Source organism: Alteromonas australica (assembly GCF_000730385.1).
Lineage (GTDB): Bacteria > Pseudomonadota > Gammaproteobacteria > Enterobacterales > Alteromonadaceae > Alteromonas > Alteromonas australica.
Map to the genome: position 1 here is coordinate 1994166 of NZ_CP008849.1, position 17957 is coordinate 2012122.

Below are 17957 nucleotides of genomic sequence, written 5' to 3' on the forward strand. Positions count from 1 at the left end.
ACTAGTTTATCAACCTAAGCGCCTTAACAGCACTATTTAAAATTTGTTTCCGACGAAACAGAATATTCCTTCGTTTGCCGCCCATTTGACGCCACATTACCGCCGCTCTTACACCGGCTAGCAATAACGCTCTAACTTTGTGTTGGGTGGCGGGTTGTCCAAGATGATCTGGGTTGCCTGCTACCTGAATACGTGGAGCAAGAGGGCTAACAATGTCGCTATAAATACTGGCCAATGAGGCGACAATTTGCGGGCTTTGAAAATCGACATGGGCAAGTTGTCGCTGAACATGAGAAATGCGTTCGCCTAACTCTTTCATCGCGCCAGGTTTACGCGCTAACTTTCGCTCTAGCCCTAAAATGCTGGCAATATAACGGGTCAGTTCAGTATCTTTCGAGGCTTGCTTATCTGAAAGTTGAGCAAACAGGGTTTTGTATCCCACCTCTAAGTTACTTAATTTTCCGAAAACCTGCTGTGGTGTTTCGGGGTCGGTAACTAATATACTCGACAGACTCGCTTCTATTGCTTCGTCACTGGCTGTGCCTCGGCGCGCTAAGCTTTGCACCAAGGCAGCCGCTTGGCATACACCGGCCAGCGCTAAATTATTTTCTACATCTTTTTCTAGCATCAACGGATATAACTCTCAATGATTCCACCACCCAAGCACACCTCGTCGAGATAGAAAACCGCAGACTGACCCGGCGTAACCGCTTTTTGCGGTTCGTCAAAGATAACGCTTATCTGGTCATCCGCTGTGGGGGTGATAGTGCAGGGAATATCAGCTTGGCGATAGCGGGTTTTTACCACCGCGCGGAAAGGTTCGGTTACCGTTTTCCTGTCTACCCAATGCAATTGCTTAGCAATGAGGCCTTTGGAATACAAACGGGGATGGTTTGCACCTTGGCCTACAATTAACACATTGCGTTCAACATCTTTATCAACCACATACCAAGGGTCGTCACCGAATTTCGCAAGGCCACCAATGTGAAGCCCTTTACGCTGACCAAGCGTGTGATACATCAAACCTTCATGCGTGCCTATTTCTTCTCCCTCGGCGGTTTCTATAATACCAGGCTGAGCGGGTAGGTAGCGTGACAGGAAGTCTTTGAACTTGCGTTCACCAATAAAACAGATCCCTGTAGAGTCTTTTTTATCGTGTGTAATTAGGCCTTGTTCCTCGGCTATTTGGCGAACCAATGGCTTTTCGATATCCCCAACAGGGAACAGCGTTTTGGCAACGTGCTCTTCACCTAGGGTGTAAAGGAAGTAACTTTGGTCTTTGTTATTGTCTAACCCCCGAAGCATTTGCCACTTGCCATCTTGCTCGCGACGGCGCACGTAATGACCTGTGGCGATATAATCGGCGCCTAAGTCTTCAGCAGCAAATTCTAAGAACGCTTTAAACTTAATTTCTTTGTTGCACATAATATCGGGGTTTGGGGTTCGCCCTGCCTTGTATTCCTCAAGGAAGTACTCGAACACATTGTCCCAATATTCTGCGGCAAAATTGATAGTGTGAAGCTCGATACCCAACTTGTCGGCTACCGCTTGTGCGTCTTTTAAATCTTCTGCGGCTAAGCAATATTCGTCATTGTCATCTTCTTCCCAATTTTTCATGAAAAGACCCTCTACTTGATACCCTTGCTGTTGCAGAAGGTAGGCAGAAACAGAAGAGTCGACGCCGCCGGACATGCCGACGATAACTTTTTTGCTAGCGTTTGATTCAATATCAGTCACAACGTGATTCACACTCATTTATAGGCCGGTTTTAAAGGTGGCGGATTTTACCAGAATAATCCTGCCAATTCACATATTTCAGGGCGGGGAGTAAAAACAAAAGGTTTCCGTTCCTCGCCCCGTCTCAAATAAGAGTAAAAATTGCACTTTCAAGTGCGCAGAGCGAAAAACACATGCGACAAAATCGCTATATATAATAATTAATCGCACTAGTTAAAATTCAGGGGGGAAGTGCGTGTAATGAATCTGTTTTCCCTGTTAAAAACTGATATATTTTCCGTTGTCGATGCCATCGATTGTCCAGCTACCCACACGATACCGAATTAGACGAAGCGTAGGGAAACCTATGTGCGCGGTCATTCGTCTTACTTGACGATTCCTGCCTTCTGAAATGGTTATCGACAGCCAACTGGTGGGGATAGCTTGACGAAACCGAACCGGAGGATTTCTGTCCCAAACTTGCGGCGCTTCTATTGCCTTTACCTTTGCTGGTTTGGTCATGCCGTCTTTAAGCTCAACCCCATTGCGCAACGCGTCAAGGGCGGTTTCGTTAGGGGTGCCTTCAACTTGAACCCAATAGGTCTTACTTGTTTTTGCATTTGGGTGCGCCAGTTTGTGCTGCAACTTACCGTCATTGGTGAGTACTAAAAGTCCTTCAGAATCGCGGTCTAGTCTGCCCGCAGCATACACATCAGGAATATCGATATAGTCTTTTAGCGTCTCACGGCCATCGGCATCCGTAAATTGAGATAGCACCTGAAATGGCTTATTAAAAAGGACGATTTTTGTATCACTGGCTTTCATGAAGAGATCTTTGCGCATTAAGGTGAAATCAGGCGAGTAAGGGTAACATGCTTGGTTAACCTTCATCTAAAAAAAGCGCGGGTTTAAGGGGAAAATTCACTGAATTTCGTTGATCTCTAAGGATAAGACAATGGTATGACTTGTAACTCATACTTTCGACCCTATACTATTGGACGCGGCCGATAATAAGAGGCCGTGCTTTGTGTTAGCGGTTGAAGGGTTTGTTTTACTAACACATTGACGAAAACAACAAGTGGCACTGATTTCTAATTTACCAATTTAGAAGCGGTGTTCAAAACATCAATTACATATCGCATTGATTATGGCCAGTTTGGTCACGATTCTAATGAGTGCGACATAACGGACTAAAACGGTATCCTACTACCGACAACATTGAGGTATATAATGACCAAGTCTACGATCATCTATACGAAGACGGATGAAGCGCCAATGTTGGCAACTTATTCGTTGCTTCCCATTATTAAGAAGTTTGCAGCAGCTGCAGACATCGATGTTGAGTTGAGCGACATCTCTTTAGCTGCTCGCGTTCTGGCAAATTTCCCAGAGTATCTCTCTGACGAACAAAAAGTACCAGACGCATTAGCCGAACTTGGCGAGATGACACAAGACCCTAATGTAAACATCATCAAACTCCCTAATATCAGCGCCTCAATTCCTCAGCTTCGTGCAACGATTAAAGAACTTAATGATAAAGGCTTTAACGTTCCAGCATTTCCTGATTCGCCAAAAACTGACGAAGAGAAAGACATTCGTGAGCGTTATGGAAAGGTTCTTGGTAGTGCAGTGAACCCTGTTCTACGTGAAGGCAACTCTGACCGCCGTGCGCCTACTGCGGTTAAAAACTATGCGCGCAAGCACCCGCATTCAATGGGAGAGTGGTCACAAGCATCTCGCTCTCACGTTGCACATATGCGTGGTGGCGACTTCTACTCAGCTGAAAAATCAGTCACGGTAGAAAAAGACGGTTATGTGAGCATTGAATTCACGGGTAAAGATGGCAGCAAAAAAACGCTTAAACCTCGTGTTGACTTGCTAGCGGGTGAAGTTATTGATGGTATGTTCATGAGCAAGAAAGCACTTTGTGCCTTCTTTGAAGAACAAATTGAAGATGCCAAGAACACAGGTGTGCTTTTCTCACTTCACGTTAAAGCCACAATGATGAAGGTTTCTCACCCCATTGTATTTGGTCACTGCGTAAAAGTATTTTATAAAGACCTATTTAACAAATGGGGCGACCTGTTTGAAGAGCTTGGCGTTAACCCTAACAATGGTTTAGGCAGCGTATACGATAAAATAGCTACGCTTCCTGAAAGCCAGCGTTCAGAAATTGAAAAAGACATCAACGCTTGTTACGCCGATCGCCCACCCATGGCCATGGTAAATTCTGATAAGGGTATATCTAATCTGCACGTACCGAGTGACGTTATTGTTGATGCTTCTATGCCTGCAATGATCCGTAACTCTGGTCAAATGTGGGGGCCAGATGGTAAGGCTCACGATACTAAAGCGGTTATTCCAGAAAGTACTTACGCCACTATTTATCAAGAAGTGATTAACTTCTGTAAAACCCACGGTGCATTTGACCCAACAACCATGGGTACGGTACCTAACGTAGGTTTGATGGCGCAAAAAGCGGAAGAGTACGGCTCACACGATAAAACATTTGAGCTAGAAGCCGATGGTACTGTCTCTATTGTGGATCAAGACGGTAACGTTCTTATTTCTCATGAAGTTGAAGAAGGTGATATCTGGCGTATGTGTCAGGTGAAAGATGCACCTATTCAAGATTGGGTTAAGTTGGCCGTAACCCGTGCCCGTCAATCAGGCATGCCAGCGGTATTCTGGCTTGACGATGAGCGTGCTCACGATGCACAGCTTATTACGAAGGTTGAAACCTACCTTAAAGATCACGACACCAGTGGTTTGAATATTCAAATTATGTCGCCAGTTCGTGCTATACGCTACAGCATGGAGCGCGCTATTCGTGGCCTAGACACTATTTCTGTCACCGGTAACGTTCTACGTGATTACCTGACCGATTTGTTCCCAATTTTAGAACTGGGTACCAGTGCTAAAATGCTATCCATTGTGCCACTAATGGCCGGTGGTGGTCTGTACGAAACAGGGGCGGGCGGTTCTGCACCTAAGCACGTACAGCAGTTTGTTGAAGAGGGTCATTTACGTTGGGACTCACTCGGTGAGTTCTTGGCGTTAGCAGTGTCACTTGAAGATGTGGCGATTAAACACAAAAATGCGAAAGCGAAAATTATTGCGAGTGCATTAGACAAAGCGACTGAAAAACTGCTTAACAACGGTAAATCTCCATTGCGTAAAGCAGGCCAGTTAGATAACCGTGGTAGCCATGTTTACCTAGGCTTGTACTGGGCAGAAGAAGTGGCGAATCAAACTGAAGATGCAGATTTAGCGGCGCAGTTTAAGCCGGTCTACGAAGAATTATCGGCTAAAATTGATGACATCATTGCTGAAATTGATGCAACGCAAGGTAAAGCGCAAGAAATTGGTGGTTACTATTACCCTGATGAAGACAAGTTGTTTGCAACTATGTCACCTAGCGCTACCCTGAAATCAATTCTTGACGCGTAAACGCCGTTAAAGAAAGTGATAAAAAGTCTTATTAAAGCCTCTGCCATTTGGTAGGGGCTTTTTTTTGGACAAGGAAAACCCGTAGATAATTGAACGGCGTTTCTGTTAGCCCATGAATATTGATAGTAATGAAGGGGTGATGACAAATAGGGATGAATGCAAAGTTAGGTTAATACGAAAAGAAGCTAATCGAAAAAGCCGAAGGTGAATGGTTTCTAAGAAGGATAGGGTTAAGGTGAATAATATTTAATAGGCAAGAAAAAACCCACCTCCGTCAACCACCAGGTAATTAACGGAAACAGGCCTTTATTGAATTAGTTTATTATTTTAACGCTCTGGCTCTTCTAAGAACCCAATGTTCTCAGCGTGAAGGCCTTTAGGGCCCTGCTGCACATCATAGGTCACCTCTTGACCGGCTTTTAGTGAGCGATATCCTTCCATTTGGATTGTAGAATAGTGCGCGAAGATGTCTTCTCCGCCATCCTCGGGAACAATAAATCCAAACCCTTTTGCGTTGTTAAACCACTTAACTTTTCCAACCGCCATACTTCGACTTCCTCTTAATCCTTGAACTCACACGTTTATGCCCCCACAATAGAAATTGGTGGCATTGCGATATTGCCTTTGGCAAAACAACATCACTATCAAAATGTAGATTTTTTAACCATATTATGTCAAGAGCAAATGCGAATTAATTTTATACAAAAGTTATACGACATCTGCTGGCAAAGCACTATTATTAAGTTATGAGTAAAGACAACACAATTGACATCGAAAAGGAAAAGCAAAAAGACGCGCAGCGAAAAACACCGCAGCCGCCGCCTATGTATAAGGTGTTGTTGAACAATGACGACTACACCCCCATGGACTTTGTCATTGAAGTGCTCATGCATTTTTTCAATATGGATGCTGAGAAAGCCAATCAACTTATGCTTACGGTTCATTATCAAGGAAAAGCCGTTTGTGGCATATTCACTGCAGAGATTGCAGAGACAAAGGTAATGCAAGTCAACCAATATGCACGAAAGCAAGGTCATCCACTGATGTGTACTATGGAGCCGGCGTAAGTCAATTTGTAGAGGGCGAGCGATATGTTAAATAAAGAATTAGAGCAGACGTTAAACAATGCGTTTGTATTTGCTAGAGAGCACCGTCACGAGTTTATGACGGTAGAGCACCTGTTGCTGGCACTGTTAGATAACTCTGCTGCTCGCGAAGCGTTGCATGCTTGTGGTGCAGACATTGAAGCAATAAAGAGCGAATTAATCGCTTTCGTGAAAGATACTACCCCGTTGATTCTTGATGATCAGCTTAACGAAAGAGAAACTCAACCGACTTTAGGATTTCAACGTGTCCTGCAGCGGGCAGTCTTTCACGTGCAATCATCGGGCAAAGATGAAGTTACCGGTGCCAATGTGCTTGTGGCTATTTTTAGCGAACAAGAATCTCAGGCTGTATTCATCCTCAAGAAATCTGATGTGACTCGCTTAGATGTTGTGAACTTTATCAGCCATGGTGTGAGTAAGTCTGATGACGAAGCACCGGTAAATTCAGACTCGTTGGAAGAAGGCGAGTCTACAGATGACAGCGGTTCTGCGCTCAGCAAGTACTCAACAGACTTAAACAAGCACGCGAAAGAAGGGAAAATCGACCCGCTTATCGGTCGAGACCTGGAAGTTGAGCGTACGATTCAGATTTTATGTCGCCGACGCAAGAACAACCCATTATTGGTGGGGGAAGCTGGCGTGGGTAAAACAGCGATTGCTGAAGGTTTAGCTTATCGTATTGTGAATAACGATGTGCCAGACGTCATTGCTGAAAGTACAGTTTACTCTTTGGACTTAGGCGGATTATTGGCGGGTACCAAATACCGTGGTGATTTTGAGAAGCGTCTAAAAGCGATTCTGAAAGAGCTGTCGAAAGACGAGCACGCCATATTATTCATTGATGAGATTCATACCATCATTGGAGCTGGGGCAGCGTCAGGCGGGGTGATGGACGCGTCTAACTTGCTTAAGCCTAAATTATCCAGTGGTGAGTTACGCTGCATTGGCTCAACCACCTATCAGGAATACCAAGGTATCTTTGAGAAAGATCGCGCGCTGGCACGCCGCTTCCAAAAAGTGGATGTGACTGAGCCGAGTGTGAGTGATACAACTAAGATATTACTTGGTCTGAAAAGCCGTTATGAAGAGCACCATAATGTGCGCTTTACGCAAAAAGCGATTCAAGCGGCGGCAGAGCTTTCGGCTAAATACATTAACGAACGCCATTTACCTGATAAAGCCATTGATGTGATGGATGAGGCAGGGGCTAGTCAACGGTTGTTGCCACAGTCTAAGCGTAAGAAAACCATTAACGTGGCAGATATCGAACAGATTATTGCCAAAATGGCGCGTATCCCTGAGAAGTCGGTATCAGCGTCTGACAAAGAAGTTCTTAAAAACCTAGGGCGTAACCTTAAGATGGTCGTGTTTGGCCAAGACAAAGCCATAGAGACGCTAAACGACGCTATTCTATTGTCTCGTTCTGGTCTAGGCGCTGAAGAAAAGCCCATTGGTAGCTTTTTGTTTGCAGGCCCAACCGGGGTAGGTAAGACGGAAGTGACCCAACAATTGGCCAAAATAATGGGTGTGGAGCTTGTACGCTTCGACATGTCGGAGTACATGGAGCGCCATGCTGTTAGCCGCTTGATAGGTGCACCTCCAGGTTATGTGGGGTTCGATCAAGGCGGTTTACTAACCGATGCTGTCATTAAAAATCCGTATTCGGTGGTGCTGCTTGATGAAATTGAAAAAGCCCACAGTGATATTTACAACATTCTATTGCAAGTGATGGATCACGGTACGTTAACCGACAATAACGGCCGTAAGGTCGATTTTAGAAATGTGGTATTGGTGATGACAACCAACGCGGGTGTTCAGGAAACTGTGCGTAAATCCATTGGCTTTAAGCAACAGGATCATAGTCACGATGCACTTTCTGAAATTAATAAAGTGTTTACCCCTGAATTTAGAAACCGTTTAGATGGCATTATTTGGTTTAATCATCTTGATTCTGAAATCATCTTACAGGTGGTTGATAAGTTTATTATTGAGTTACAGGCTCAGTTAGACGTAAAAGGTGTATCACTGGAAGTGTCTTCTGAAGCACGGGCTTATCTTGCGGAGAAAGGTTACGACAAGTCTATGGGGGCTAGACCCATGTCTAGGCTAATTAAAGAAGAGCTTAAGAAAGAGTTGGCTAACGAACTTCTGTTTGGTGAATTAACCAAAGGCGGTAACGTTAAAGTTGATTTAGACAACGATAAGCTGCGTTTTGATTATTCTGGCGTCGATGCGGTAAAAGAAGAAGCAGAGCCGAGTTAATGCTTGGCTAAGCGCTTCTGCGTTTACCCCATCTTCTAGTCATATGCTGAAAACACCATTAAAAAAGCCCGATGAATTCATCGGGCTTTTTTCTTATGCGTTACCGCTTAATGGCTCGTTATCTGGCGCGATAAATAATACGACCTTTAGTTAAGTCGTATGGAGTCATCTCAACAGTGACCTTATCGCCAGTAAGAATTCGGATATAGTTCTTGCGCATTTTTCCAGAAATGTGTGCTGTCACAACGTGACCGTTTTCTAGTTCTACGCGGAACATAGTATTAGGTAGGGTATCAAGCACCGTACCTTCCATTTCAATACAATCTTCTTTTGCCATGTAAAGCAGTTACCTCAGTAATTCAAATTTTTTGCCGCGCAGACCTTAACCAATCTTGCCTTGCGTGTAAAGTAATTACGCAGGATTTTTATCAAAACGGGTCCAATTGTTGCCAAGAAACTGCTCATAGGGATAAAACTGGTGTTTGTATGACATTTTTTGGCAATTTTTTACGTAATAACCAAGGTACAGAAATTCGTAGCCGTCCTGTTGCGCCTGGGCTATTTGGCTTAAAATCATCCAGGTACCCAGGGAATCTGACGTATAGTCGGGGTCATAAAATGTGTACAAGGCAGAAAGTGCTCTGTGCTGAGCACCATTTTCAACCACATCGGTCACCGCCACGGCGACTAACTTGTCACCATCGTAGGCTTCAATAAAGAGGGGCTTTTTCCAATCACATAATATAAAGCTTTCAAATTGGGTTTTTGATGGCGGATACATACTGCCATCGGTGTGCCTCTCATTAATGTACTTTTCGTACAATGGATAGTATTGATGATTTTGCGTGTACGCACATTTAATAGAAAGGTGAGCATTACGCTTTTTAACCCGTTTTTGGCTGCGTGAGGGTGTAAATGCATCAACGGGAATTCGCACCGATTGACAGGCATTACAATCTGGGCAGTGAGGGCGATATATTTGCTCACCACTACGTCTAAAGCCAACCTGTATAAGTTGACCATAGCGCAAGGCTAATTGCTCGGTGCTGTCTGCATACACCAATAGTTGTTCACGTTCGTCTGGCAGGTAACTACACCCAAATATTTGGGTAATACCAAATTTCACGGTGTGATCTCCTGTTTACGCCACTGCGCTTGATATGTAGGGCTTAAGCGGCCTTCTTCCGTGAGTGTATCGTTATGTTGGTTGAGTTTGTTGATAAAGGTTTCCCGAGTGATGGCCTTAGCGCCTAAGGACGTTAAATGCTCGGTAGGTAACTGGCAGTCAATAAACGCCATGCCGTTGGCTTTCATATGTTCCACTAGCGCGAGCATGGCCAGCTTAGAGGTATTACTTTTCCTGTGAAACATAGACTCACCACAATACACCTGACCAATACCAACGCCATACAAGCCACCTACTAGTGCTTCACCTTCCCACACTTCTACTGAGTGGGCTAGCCCTAACTCATGTAAATGACAATACGCCTCTTGCATATCTTTGGTTATCCAGGTTTCATCACTGAGTGTGTCTAAGCTAGGGTGATGCCTTGGAATGGTCGCACAGGCGTGAATGACGCGCTCAAAGCTATGATTTAGCGTGACTTTATATCGCTGCTTTCTGGCTAACTTACGGAGGCTTTTAGCGCATACAAAATCATCTAGTTCGATAATCGCACGCGGGGTGGGAGACCACCACAACAAGGGTTCATTGTCACTAAACCAAGGGAAAATGCCCTGGGAATAGGCTGAAAATAAGCGCTGAGGGCTTAAGTCTGCGCCAAACGCTAGTAAGCCGTTAGGCTCTTCAAGTGCATGATGAACAGAAGGAAACGGTGTATCTACATCTAGTTGAGGAAGCGCAATCATAGTATTGAGACGTACATGGTATTGAGAAGTACAATAGCTAAAATAAAAAACCCTGCTGAAATTTTAGCAGGGTTCTTATTAGGCGTCTTCTTTAACCTTGTTCTGGCATTGTGCCATCAAGGAATTTTTCGGCATCAAGGGCGGCCATACAGCCTGTACCGGCGGAGGTAATAGCTTGGCGATAAATATGGTCACTGACATCACCGGCGGCAAACACCCCCGGAACGCTGGTTTGTGTTGCGTTGCCGTTAGTGCCACTGTTAACCACAATATAGCCATCTTTCATTTCTAACTGGCCTTCAAAGATATCCGTATTAGGTTTATGACCAATGGCGATGAATAGGCCCATGACATCGAGGGTTTCCGTGGCGTCGCCTTGGCTGTCTTTAATACGAATTTGGGTAACGCCCATTTCATCACCTAGCACTTCGTCTAATTGACGGTTAAGGTGCAGTACCACATTGCCGTTCTCGGCTTTATCTCGGAGACGTTGTTCTAGAATTTTTTCACTTCTAAACGTATCGCGGCGGTGAATAACGTGCACTTCTGAAGCGATATTCGATAAATAAAGTGCTTCTTCCACTGCGGTGTTGCCACCACCTACTACCGCTACTTTTTGGTTGCGGTAAAAAAAGCCGTCGCAGGTTGCGCATGCAGACACACCCTTACCCATGAAAGCTTGCTCAGACTCCATACCTAAGTACTTGGCAGACGCCCCTGTGGCAATGATAAGAGCATCACAGGTGTAAGTGCCATTGTCGCCATATAAGGTATAAGGGCGTGTGGTTAAATCGGTTTTGTTGATATGGTCAAAAATGATCTCGGTATCAAATTTTTCTGCATGTTTTTGCATGCGCACCATTAAATCGGGGCCAGTAAGACCTTCAGGATCACCCGGCCAGTTTTCAACTTCGGTCGTGGTGGTCAATTGTCCGCCTTGTTGGATACCCGTAAGAAGAACTGGTTCTAGATTAGCGCGCGCTGCATATACCGCAGCGGAATAGCCAGCCGGGCCTGAACCTAAAATAAGAAGACGAACGTGTCTACTTTCTGCCATTTTTATCTCCAACTTATGCTCTTTTTGTGTGAGCGAATACTGTCATACTGTGCTAGGTGAGGCCGCTGAAGGCTTTTTTCAACCACCTTTTGAATGTTAACGAGGTTTCTTTGAAATCTCGATGTATCTATGATGCCTTGACGGGTGAAAAATGTCACTGTTATGTCAGGGGTGATAAATGAAAAAATCGGTATTGGGGTAAAATTATTTCACCTTCGCTGAATTTACATGATCTACAGACGAACTTACCTTGTATTAGACAAAAAGCGTATTACAATTCGTTTAAAAGCGCGCTTAAATATACGTGTTTGTATTTTTGTGCTCGCAATGCGTTTTTCCGGTTTATGGGGTGATTTATGTCACAGTCAATAATAACTCTGCTAAAAGATGGTCAGCAGTACCTAGAAACGTGGCCGGTTCGCCGTGAGTTGTTCGCCCATTTCCCAGAGTGTAGGGTGGTCGCTGCAACAAAGTTTGCGGTAAAAACCATGCCGCCAGCAGCTATTTTGGCTTGCGCGTTGTTGCTACAAAACATGGGGATGCAGTATTTACCTCAAACCATTGCTATTGGTGCGTTTTTCTTAAGCTTACCTTTGCAAGGTATGTTGTGGCTTGGGCACCGTTCAAATCAATATTTACCGCCGCAACTCAATCACTGGTATCAAGATATACACCGTAAAATGCGCGCGGAAGGTTGCCATTTAGCATCGCTAAAATCTAAACCCAAATATAAAGAACTTGCTCAGTTGCTGAAGACAGCGTTTGACGATTTAGACCGTGTGTTCACCCAGCAGTGGTTCCGATAACCCCTGAGCGCTTCTCTCCAATTTAAATCGCAGTGAGTGTTTCACCGCAACGTTTGCATCGATATTGTGCGCCGCGCTCAATTTTTTTGTGGCGGCGTACAGACAACGCATGCTCACTACACTGACACCGGTATGAGAACGTCTCACCCACGACGTCGCTGACATTAAATTGATGGGTTGTATTCGGCGGCACATTAAACACCTTTACCATAATGGTTTGCCATTGAATGCCGTGCGGCGCCACCTTCCCAAATAGTTGCCAAACCAACAGGTGACTAATCTCATGTGCAATAACATCAGTAAGAAAGGCGGCCTGATTTTCTTTGTACAGTATAGGGTTTAGGTTAATTCTATTTTGCTGTAAAAACGCGGTGCCTGCGTTTCTTCCTGAACGTCTAAAAGAAAGCGTAGGGCGGGGGAATGTGCGGGCAAAATAGGCTTCTGCCCGCTGATACAAGTCAGCGACACATTGTTCTATAGCATGAATGTGTGCCGCTGTTAGATCTTTACTTGCTATGGGTGCACCTGTAACCGTTAGTTTATGTTACAGGGAAGGCACAATACATAGGTGCCCATTGGGTCATTAAGTTGTGCAAAGGAATCAAATTCTTTGATAACTCGTTTAACTTCGCCAATTAGTGCTGAGTTAGATTGCGCGAATTGCCACTTTCCTACCACCGCGAAAGCTTGACCGAAGAACTCTTTCCAAAACAGTTCTTGGGGAGATAAATCGCGGGTAACGTAAAAGGTGTCGTAGTTTTCTAACTCTGCAATCTCTGCCGCGGAGGCAATGGCATCATCTAATGAACCTAATTCGTCAACTAAGCCTAATTCTAGTGCATCGGTACCAATCCAAACGCGACCTTGGGCAATTTCATCAACAGCGTCAATATTTAAATCTCTGCCGTTAGACACGATGTTCAAAAACTTAGAATAGGTGTTTTCTACACTGTATTGAATAATTTGCCCAAACTGATCTGGAAGAGGGCGTAGCGCAGAAAAACCTGCCATTTCAGTGGTACCCACACCATCTGTATGCACACCAAGGTGGCTAAGGGATTTTTCGTACGTCATAAACATACCAAATACGCCAATAGAGCCTGTAATCGTACTAGGGCTAGCAAATATTCGGTCGGCGCCAGCGGCAATCCAATAGCCACCTGATGCAGCATACGTGCTCATTGACACAACCACAGGCTTACCTGCTTTTTGCAATTCAAGCACTTCTTGACGAATAACTTCCGACGCTGATGCACTGCCTCCTGGAGAGTCTATTTGGAATACCACTGCTTTTACATCGTCGTTAAGCCGAGCTTTACGGAGTAATCGTGCTGTACTGTCACCACCAATGGTACCTGCTTGCTGTGTGCCATCAATAATGCTGCCTTTTGCAACCACGACGGCAATTTTGTCAAGGTCGTTAGGTATGGAAGGGACGGGTGCATTTATTACGCTAAGGTAGGTGTCGAAAGACGTAATGTTAACGCCCATAGGGTTGTCGTCTTCTCCAACAAGCTCAACAAGCTCCTGACGCACATCTTCACGGGTTTTGAGGGCGTCTACCCATTTGTTTTCAACAGCATACTGCGCAAAATCGCCGTCTACCTGTTCAAACTTGGCGACTAAGGCCTCTAGGGTTTCGTCAAAATTGTCCATAGAAATGCCGCGAGCGTTAGCCACATCTTCTTTATACTGAAGCCAATAAGCCTCCAGCCATTTCTTCTCAGCTTCTTTAGATGCCTCTGACATGTCGTTACGCATCACGGGTTCTACGGCTGATTTGTATGTGCCTACGCGGAAAATGTGGGTGGTAACTTTGAGTTTCTCTAACAACTCTTTAATGTATACCCCATAGCGGCCGTATCCATCTAACAATACGCTTCCCATTGGGTTTAAATAAATGTGGTCGGCATGAGATGCGAGATAGTATTGGTTTTGGGTGTAGTAATTGCCAATGGCATAAACCGGCTTTTCCGACGTTTTAAAGTCGTCTATGGCTTTTGCTACGGTGCGTAACTTATCTAACCCGCCACCGTTAAGTTGATGCAAATCAAGCACAAGCGCCTTTATACGACGGTCCTGTTTGGCATTTTCAATAACTTTGACCACGTCTCTTACTAAAATCTCTGGGTCTTCTGGCTCCGAGCCTAGTGCTTCTTGAAGAAATTGTTCAAACGGATCAACGCTAACTTTTTCAATGACTAAGTTCCCTTTGAGGGTAAGCATGAGCGCGCTGTCATTGTTTACGGTGAGTTGCTCATTATCTTGTGATGAAATTGCAACGATAATACCGATGAAAAACACTAAGAAAATAAGGTTAAAGAAGAGTTTTCTAGAGAAGTTAAGTACCGTCCAAATCCCGGTAAATAACGATTTCGTCCAGTTTCCTTTGCCTGCCATATGAAATAGTACCTTTTATTTATTTATCCCTATTATGTTAGCGATGGCCAACAATATCCCTAACTTATTTGTAATTAATTGTAATAAATTACAACGAGCACCTAACCCCTTGAATTATCGGATTCGTTTAGCCAGTGTGCAATTAATTTTGCGATGTGTTTATGCTCATGGTCGCTAAACAGCATCATGAGTTCGCCGTTGGCTTTTTTATAATCAACTTTTTTATGCCCGCGAACGAAAATGCGATGCAGTGTGTTGTTAGGTGCCTTTACTGTACTTCTGCGTGTTGGAGACGATTTACCCACTTTTCGAAGGCCCCATTTAAAAACAGTGTGTGTCAGGCAAAGTGCCAACGCCAATATTATAGCGATTTATAGCACGAAAGCCGTTATAGATGAAAAAAAGGCTATTCTACGCAAAATGCGCCTTTGTGTTTCAGTACCTTACTCTAAGTCTTTTGACTTTCCTATTGGTGTTCTAAAAGTGTCTATAGGGGCCGGTTACGCTAGTGCGCCTGGAAGACCAGTGAGGTTATCAATGAATAACATAAATAAGCGCTGCCATATCTGGTCTTTTTAATCTTGGCGGCGTAGGATCTACATATCATTTTCATGTGTTACACGTGTTAAGGAAATTACATGGATGCTTTGTCACTCTTATTAAATAGAAGTTCGCAGCCGCGACTCGGCTCACCAGCGCCCAGTGGAGCAGCGTTGGAAAACATTATGCAGGCGGCCCTTCGTGCGCCAGACCATGCGTGTTTAACGCCTTGGCGGTTTATTGTATGCCAAAACAAGGGGCTAGAAAAACTGGGTAGTTTGTTTGAACAGTCAGCCATAGCGAATGATAAATCGCAAAAAGAAATTGAACGGTCTGTTCAGCTTCCTCATCGTGCTCCCATGATCATTGTGGCTATTGCAAAATATATAGAGCATGAAAAAGTGCCAAAAGTTGAGCAAATTGCGTCTGCATCATGTGCAGTAATGGCGATGCAAATGGCCGCAGTGGCACAGGGGTTTAATGGCATGTGGCGCAGTGGTAGTTACGCCCACTGTGAGTTAGTTCGCGAGGGGCTTGGTCTAGCAGAAGACGATGAATTGGTGGGCTTTTTGTACCTTGGAACGCCATTATTTGAGCCAGCGCCCAAGCCACAGCGCAACTCTGACGATTTTTTCGAGTACTGGAATTAAGAACTGGCGCGTTTAAAGCGCCAATTCCACCTGATAACCTGCGTACTTGCGAATGTTGATTACTCGGTCCTCATCTAATAACCAGTATTGTCCTTTTACCCCTTTTAAAACCCCTTCAAATGCGGGTGTTTTATCTAGGTTAATGGATTTTATTTTCACAGGGTATTCTTCTACAGGGTAGTGAATATCGAAGATGGGGCCTTCTACTTCGCTCACCGCTTGGAGGCCTTTTTCTTGTTTTTCCGCGTTTAAATCATCACTGATTTTAGCCAGTAATTCTTGTTTTACTGCATTTAAATCTACCGATTCTGGTGCGCCTTTGAGCATGGTACGCCAATTAGTTTTATCGGCGATATACGATTTGCAAAAGGTTTCAACCACACCACTGGTTAAGCGATCTGGTACGCGTAGCATTACAGTAGCCTGGGTGGCGCCTTGGTCCATCCACCGAGAAGATACGGCGTCAGTGACGTGACGGGTAATACCTACTTTCACTGTGCCTGTATTCGCAAGGTAAACAAAGTGGTCACTAAAGCAATGTTCTTCCCCCCACTCAGGCTCTCTACATGTGCCCTCGTGATAATGGCATTTCTCAGGCTTAATAATACAGCTATCGCATTGTGCCAATGAAATAAGGCAAGGGTAGCAGTACCCTTGATTAAAACTTTTCTTTGTTTTTCGAGCGCAATGAACGCAATGTATTTCACCGGTAAAAGTTAACGACACTTTTTGCCCAATAAGAGGGTTAATATCGAGGGTGTGTTCGCCAATAGGGAGTTGGTACACGACATTATTATTGGTGTCAGCTTTTGTGCGCATTTTTCGTAGCGCGCCAGAATAAACGGTAGCCATAGTATGCTGATGTCCTGTTGTGAATTATTCGCTGAGTTCGCCACGCAGGTTGTGCGTCAGTTGAGATTTTAGTTGCGAAAAACTAAGCGATTTACTGAGAAGATAATGGAGTTTGGCTAATGCGGCTTCCGGTGTCATGTCACTGCCAGAAAGCACGCCAGCTTGTTGTAGGCCATGACCGGTGGCGTAGCCGCCCATATTGACTCGCCCGCGTATACATTGCGTGCAATTTAAAACCGGTATTTCCCTGTCTTTAGCGTAGTTCAATTGCGCTATAAGTGACGGTGATTGTGGTGCATTACCCACACCATAACTAAGTAAAATAAGCGCGTTAACAGGCTGTTGAAGGGTGTTTTTTAACACCTCTGAAGCTATGCCAGGGTACAAGCTGACCATGCCTATAGGTTGAGCCTTAACCGGTGAAACCCTAAGCGGTTTATCGCTTGGCGTTGCCAGTTCTCCCGCTTTTAGTCTGATATTAATACCCGCTTCAAGTAATGGGGGAAAGTTGGGTGAATCGAAAGCATTAAACCCGTCGGCATCAACTTTTCTACTCCGATTGCCCCTTAGTAAGCGATTGTTAAAAAACAAGCTTACTTCAGCAATAGGGTAGTTAGCGGCTACGTACAGCGCGTTTAATAGATTCACTTGTCCATCTGAACGAAGTTCGGCAAGGGGAATTTGAGACCCCGTAACAATCACCGGCTTGGATAAATTTTCAAGCATAAAGCTAAGGGCCGAGGACGTATAGGCCATGGTGTCTGTGCCATGCAGAATAATAAACCCATCGTATTTATCATAGTTGGCGGCAATATCGTCAGCAATACGTTGCCAGTCGGACGGATTCATGTCGGAAGAATCGATAAGGTTGTCGTACTCATGAAGTGTAAACAAGGGCATCTCTGGACGATGAAACTCGGGCATTTGTGCCAATGTTTCACTTAAGAAGCCTTCTGCTGGAATATAGCCTTGGTCGGAGGGCTTCATGCCAATAGTACCGCCAGTATAGGCAATGTAGATGTGTTTACGCATAAATAGACCTTACATAACGCATGGTATTAATTTTGAAGCCGCATTCTAGCAGCCCATAAAGTAATGTCATCCGGTGATTGAAGTTTATCGAAGAGATTATGCATTTTGTTCTGTGTTTAATGCAAAAAAGGGCGTTATCTTCATTAAATTGAAAATAATCAACGTTATATTTTTTTCCTTATGTATACATGGTTCGTTATAATGTTCTTAGATGAGT

At 44.4% G+C, this 17957-nt stretch carries 17 protein-coding genes; 5 read left to right on the top strand and 12 right to left on the bottom strand.

The annotated features are described in order from the left end of the window. Window position 1: 1 nt before the first annotated feature. From hflD to EP13_RS08800, 3 genes are all read right to left on the bottom strand, one after another. The gene (gene hflD / locus EP13_RS08790) at window positions 2-628 is read right to left on the bottom strand and encodes a high frequency lysogenization protein HflD (RefSeq protein ID WP_044056963.1); all 627 of its coding nucleotides are present in this window, start codon (window positions 626-628) and stop codon (window positions 2-4) included. After that, entirely contained in the window at window positions 628-1755 is a 1128-nt protein-coding gene (gene mnmA, locus EP13_RS08795) for a tRNA 2-thiouridine(34) synthase MnmA (protein ID WP_156026744.1), read from the bottom strand. Before mnmA ends, hflD begins: the two co-directional genes overlap by 1 nt. A gap of 240 nt (window positions 1756-1995) precedes the next feature. Next, entirely contained in the window at window positions 1996-2541 is a 546-nt protein-coding gene (locus tag EP13_RS08800; protein WP_231497938.1) for an rRNA large subunit pseudouridine synthase E, read from the bottom strand. A gap of 405 nt (window positions 2542-2946) precedes the next feature. Between EP13_RS08800 and EP13_RS08805 the strand changes: the two genes are divergently transcribed. Then, a complete protein-coding gene (locus tag EP13_RS08805; protein ID WP_044056964.1) occupies window positions 2947-5166 on the top strand; it encodes an NADP-dependent isocitrate dehydrogenase in 2220 nt (739 codons plus the stop codon). A gap of 327 nt (window positions 5167-5493) precedes the next feature. On the opposite strand, the gene cspD is transcribed toward EP13_RS08805, so the two are convergent. After that, the gene (cspD, locus tag EP13_RS08810; protein ID WP_044056965.1) at window positions 5494-5712 is read right to left on the bottom strand and encodes a cold shock domain-containing protein CspD; all 219 of its coding nucleotides are present in this window, start codon (window positions 5710-5712) and stop codon (window positions 5494-5496) included. 200 nt (window positions 5713-5912) lie between these two features. On the opposite strand from cspD, the gene clpS reads away from it, so the two are divergent. Beyond that, the gene (gene clpS / locus EP13_RS08815) at window positions 5913-6233 is read left to right on the top strand and encodes an ATP-dependent Clp protease adapter ClpS (protein WP_044056966.1); all 321 of its coding nucleotides are present in this window, start codon (window positions 5913-5915) and stop codon (window positions 6231-6233) included. A gap of 24 nt (window positions 6234-6257) precedes the next feature. Next, window positions 6258-8534: an ATP-dependent Clp protease ATP-binding subunit ClpA gene (clpA, locus tag EP13_RS08820; RefSeq protein WP_044056967.1), complete on the top strand. Its 2277-nt coding sequence runs from the start codon at window positions 6258-6260 to the stop codon at window positions 8532-8534. Between the two features lie 118 nt (window positions 8535-8652). Here the strand turns inward: clpA and infA are convergent, their stop codons facing one another. The 4 genes from infA to trxB all read right to left on the bottom strand — a co-directional run bounded on the left by infA (window position 8653) and on the right by trxB (window position 11460). After that, complete coding sequence (infA, locus tag EP13_RS08825; protein WP_008844395.1) at window positions 8653-8871, bottom strand: translation initiation factor IF-1; 219 nt, start codon at window positions 8869-8871, stop codon at window positions 8653-8655. A gap of 75 nt (window positions 8872-8946) precedes the next feature. Next, window positions 8947-9660, bottom strand: a complete 714-nt coding sequence (locus EP13_RS08830) for an arginyltransferase (protein ID WP_044056968.1) — start codon at window positions 9658-9660, stop codon at window positions 8947-8949. Then, window positions 9657-10403, bottom strand: a complete 747-nt coding sequence (aat, locus tag EP13_RS08835; protein ID WP_044056969.1) for a leucyl/phenylalanyl-tRNA--protein transferase — start codon at window positions 10401-10403, stop codon at window positions 9657-9659. The genes EP13_RS08830 and aat overlap by 4 nt, the downstream gene beginning before the upstream one ends. A 91-nt stretch (window positions 10404-10494) precedes the next feature. Then, window positions 10495-11460, bottom strand: a complete 966-nt coding sequence (trxB, locus tag EP13_RS08840) for a thioredoxin-disulfide reductase (protein WP_044056970.1) — start codon at window positions 11458-11460, stop codon at window positions 10495-10497. A gap of 356 nt (window positions 11461-11816) precedes the next feature. Here trxB and yfbV point away from each other — a divergent pair, with 356 nt between their 5' ends. Continuing rightward, a complete protein-coding gene (yfbV, locus tag EP13_RS08845) occupies window positions 11817-12266 on the top strand; it encodes a terminus macrodomain insulation protein YfbV (RefSeq protein ID WP_044056971.1) in 450 nt (149 codons plus the stop codon). A gap of 22 nt (window positions 12267-12288) precedes the next feature. On the opposite strand, the gene EP13_RS08850 is transcribed toward yfbV, so the two are convergent. Then, window positions 12289-12783: a SprT family zinc-dependent metalloprotease gene (locus EP13_RS08850; RefSeq protein ID WP_332309695.1), complete on the bottom strand. Its 495-nt coding sequence runs from the start codon at window positions 12781-12783 to the stop codon at window positions 12289-12291. 17 nt (window positions 12784-12800) lie between these two features. Further along, window positions 12801-14666, bottom strand: a complete 1866-nt coding sequence (sppA, locus tag EP13_RS08855; RefSeq protein WP_044056973.1) for a signal peptide peptidase SppA — start codon at window positions 14664-14666, stop codon at window positions 12801-12803. 638 nt (window positions 14667-15304) lie between these two features. Here sppA and EP13_RS08865 point away from each other — a divergent pair. Next, window positions 15305-15856, top strand: a complete 552-nt coding sequence (locus EP13_RS08865) for an NAD(P)H nitroreductase (RefSeq protein ID WP_044056975.1) — start codon at window positions 15305-15307, stop codon at window positions 15854-15856. Window positions 15857-15868: 12 nt separating this feature from the next. On the opposite strand, the gene EP13_RS08870 is transcribed toward EP13_RS08865, so the two are convergent. Both EP13_RS08870 and ansA read right to left on the bottom strand, forming a co-directional pair. Then, on the bottom strand, window positions 15869-16708 hold the full coding sequence (locus EP13_RS08870; protein ID WP_044056976.1) for a DUF2797 domain-containing protein: 840 nt from the start codon (window positions 16706-16708) through the stop codon (window positions 15869-15871). Between the two features lie 24 nt (window positions 16709-16732). Continuing rightward, the gene (ansA, locus tag EP13_RS08875) at window positions 16733-17740 is read right to left on the bottom strand and encodes an asparaginase (RefSeq protein ID WP_044056977.1); all 1008 of its coding nucleotides are present in this window, start codon (window positions 17738-17740) and stop codon (window positions 16733-16735) included. Window positions 17741-17957 lie beyond the last annotated feature (217 nt).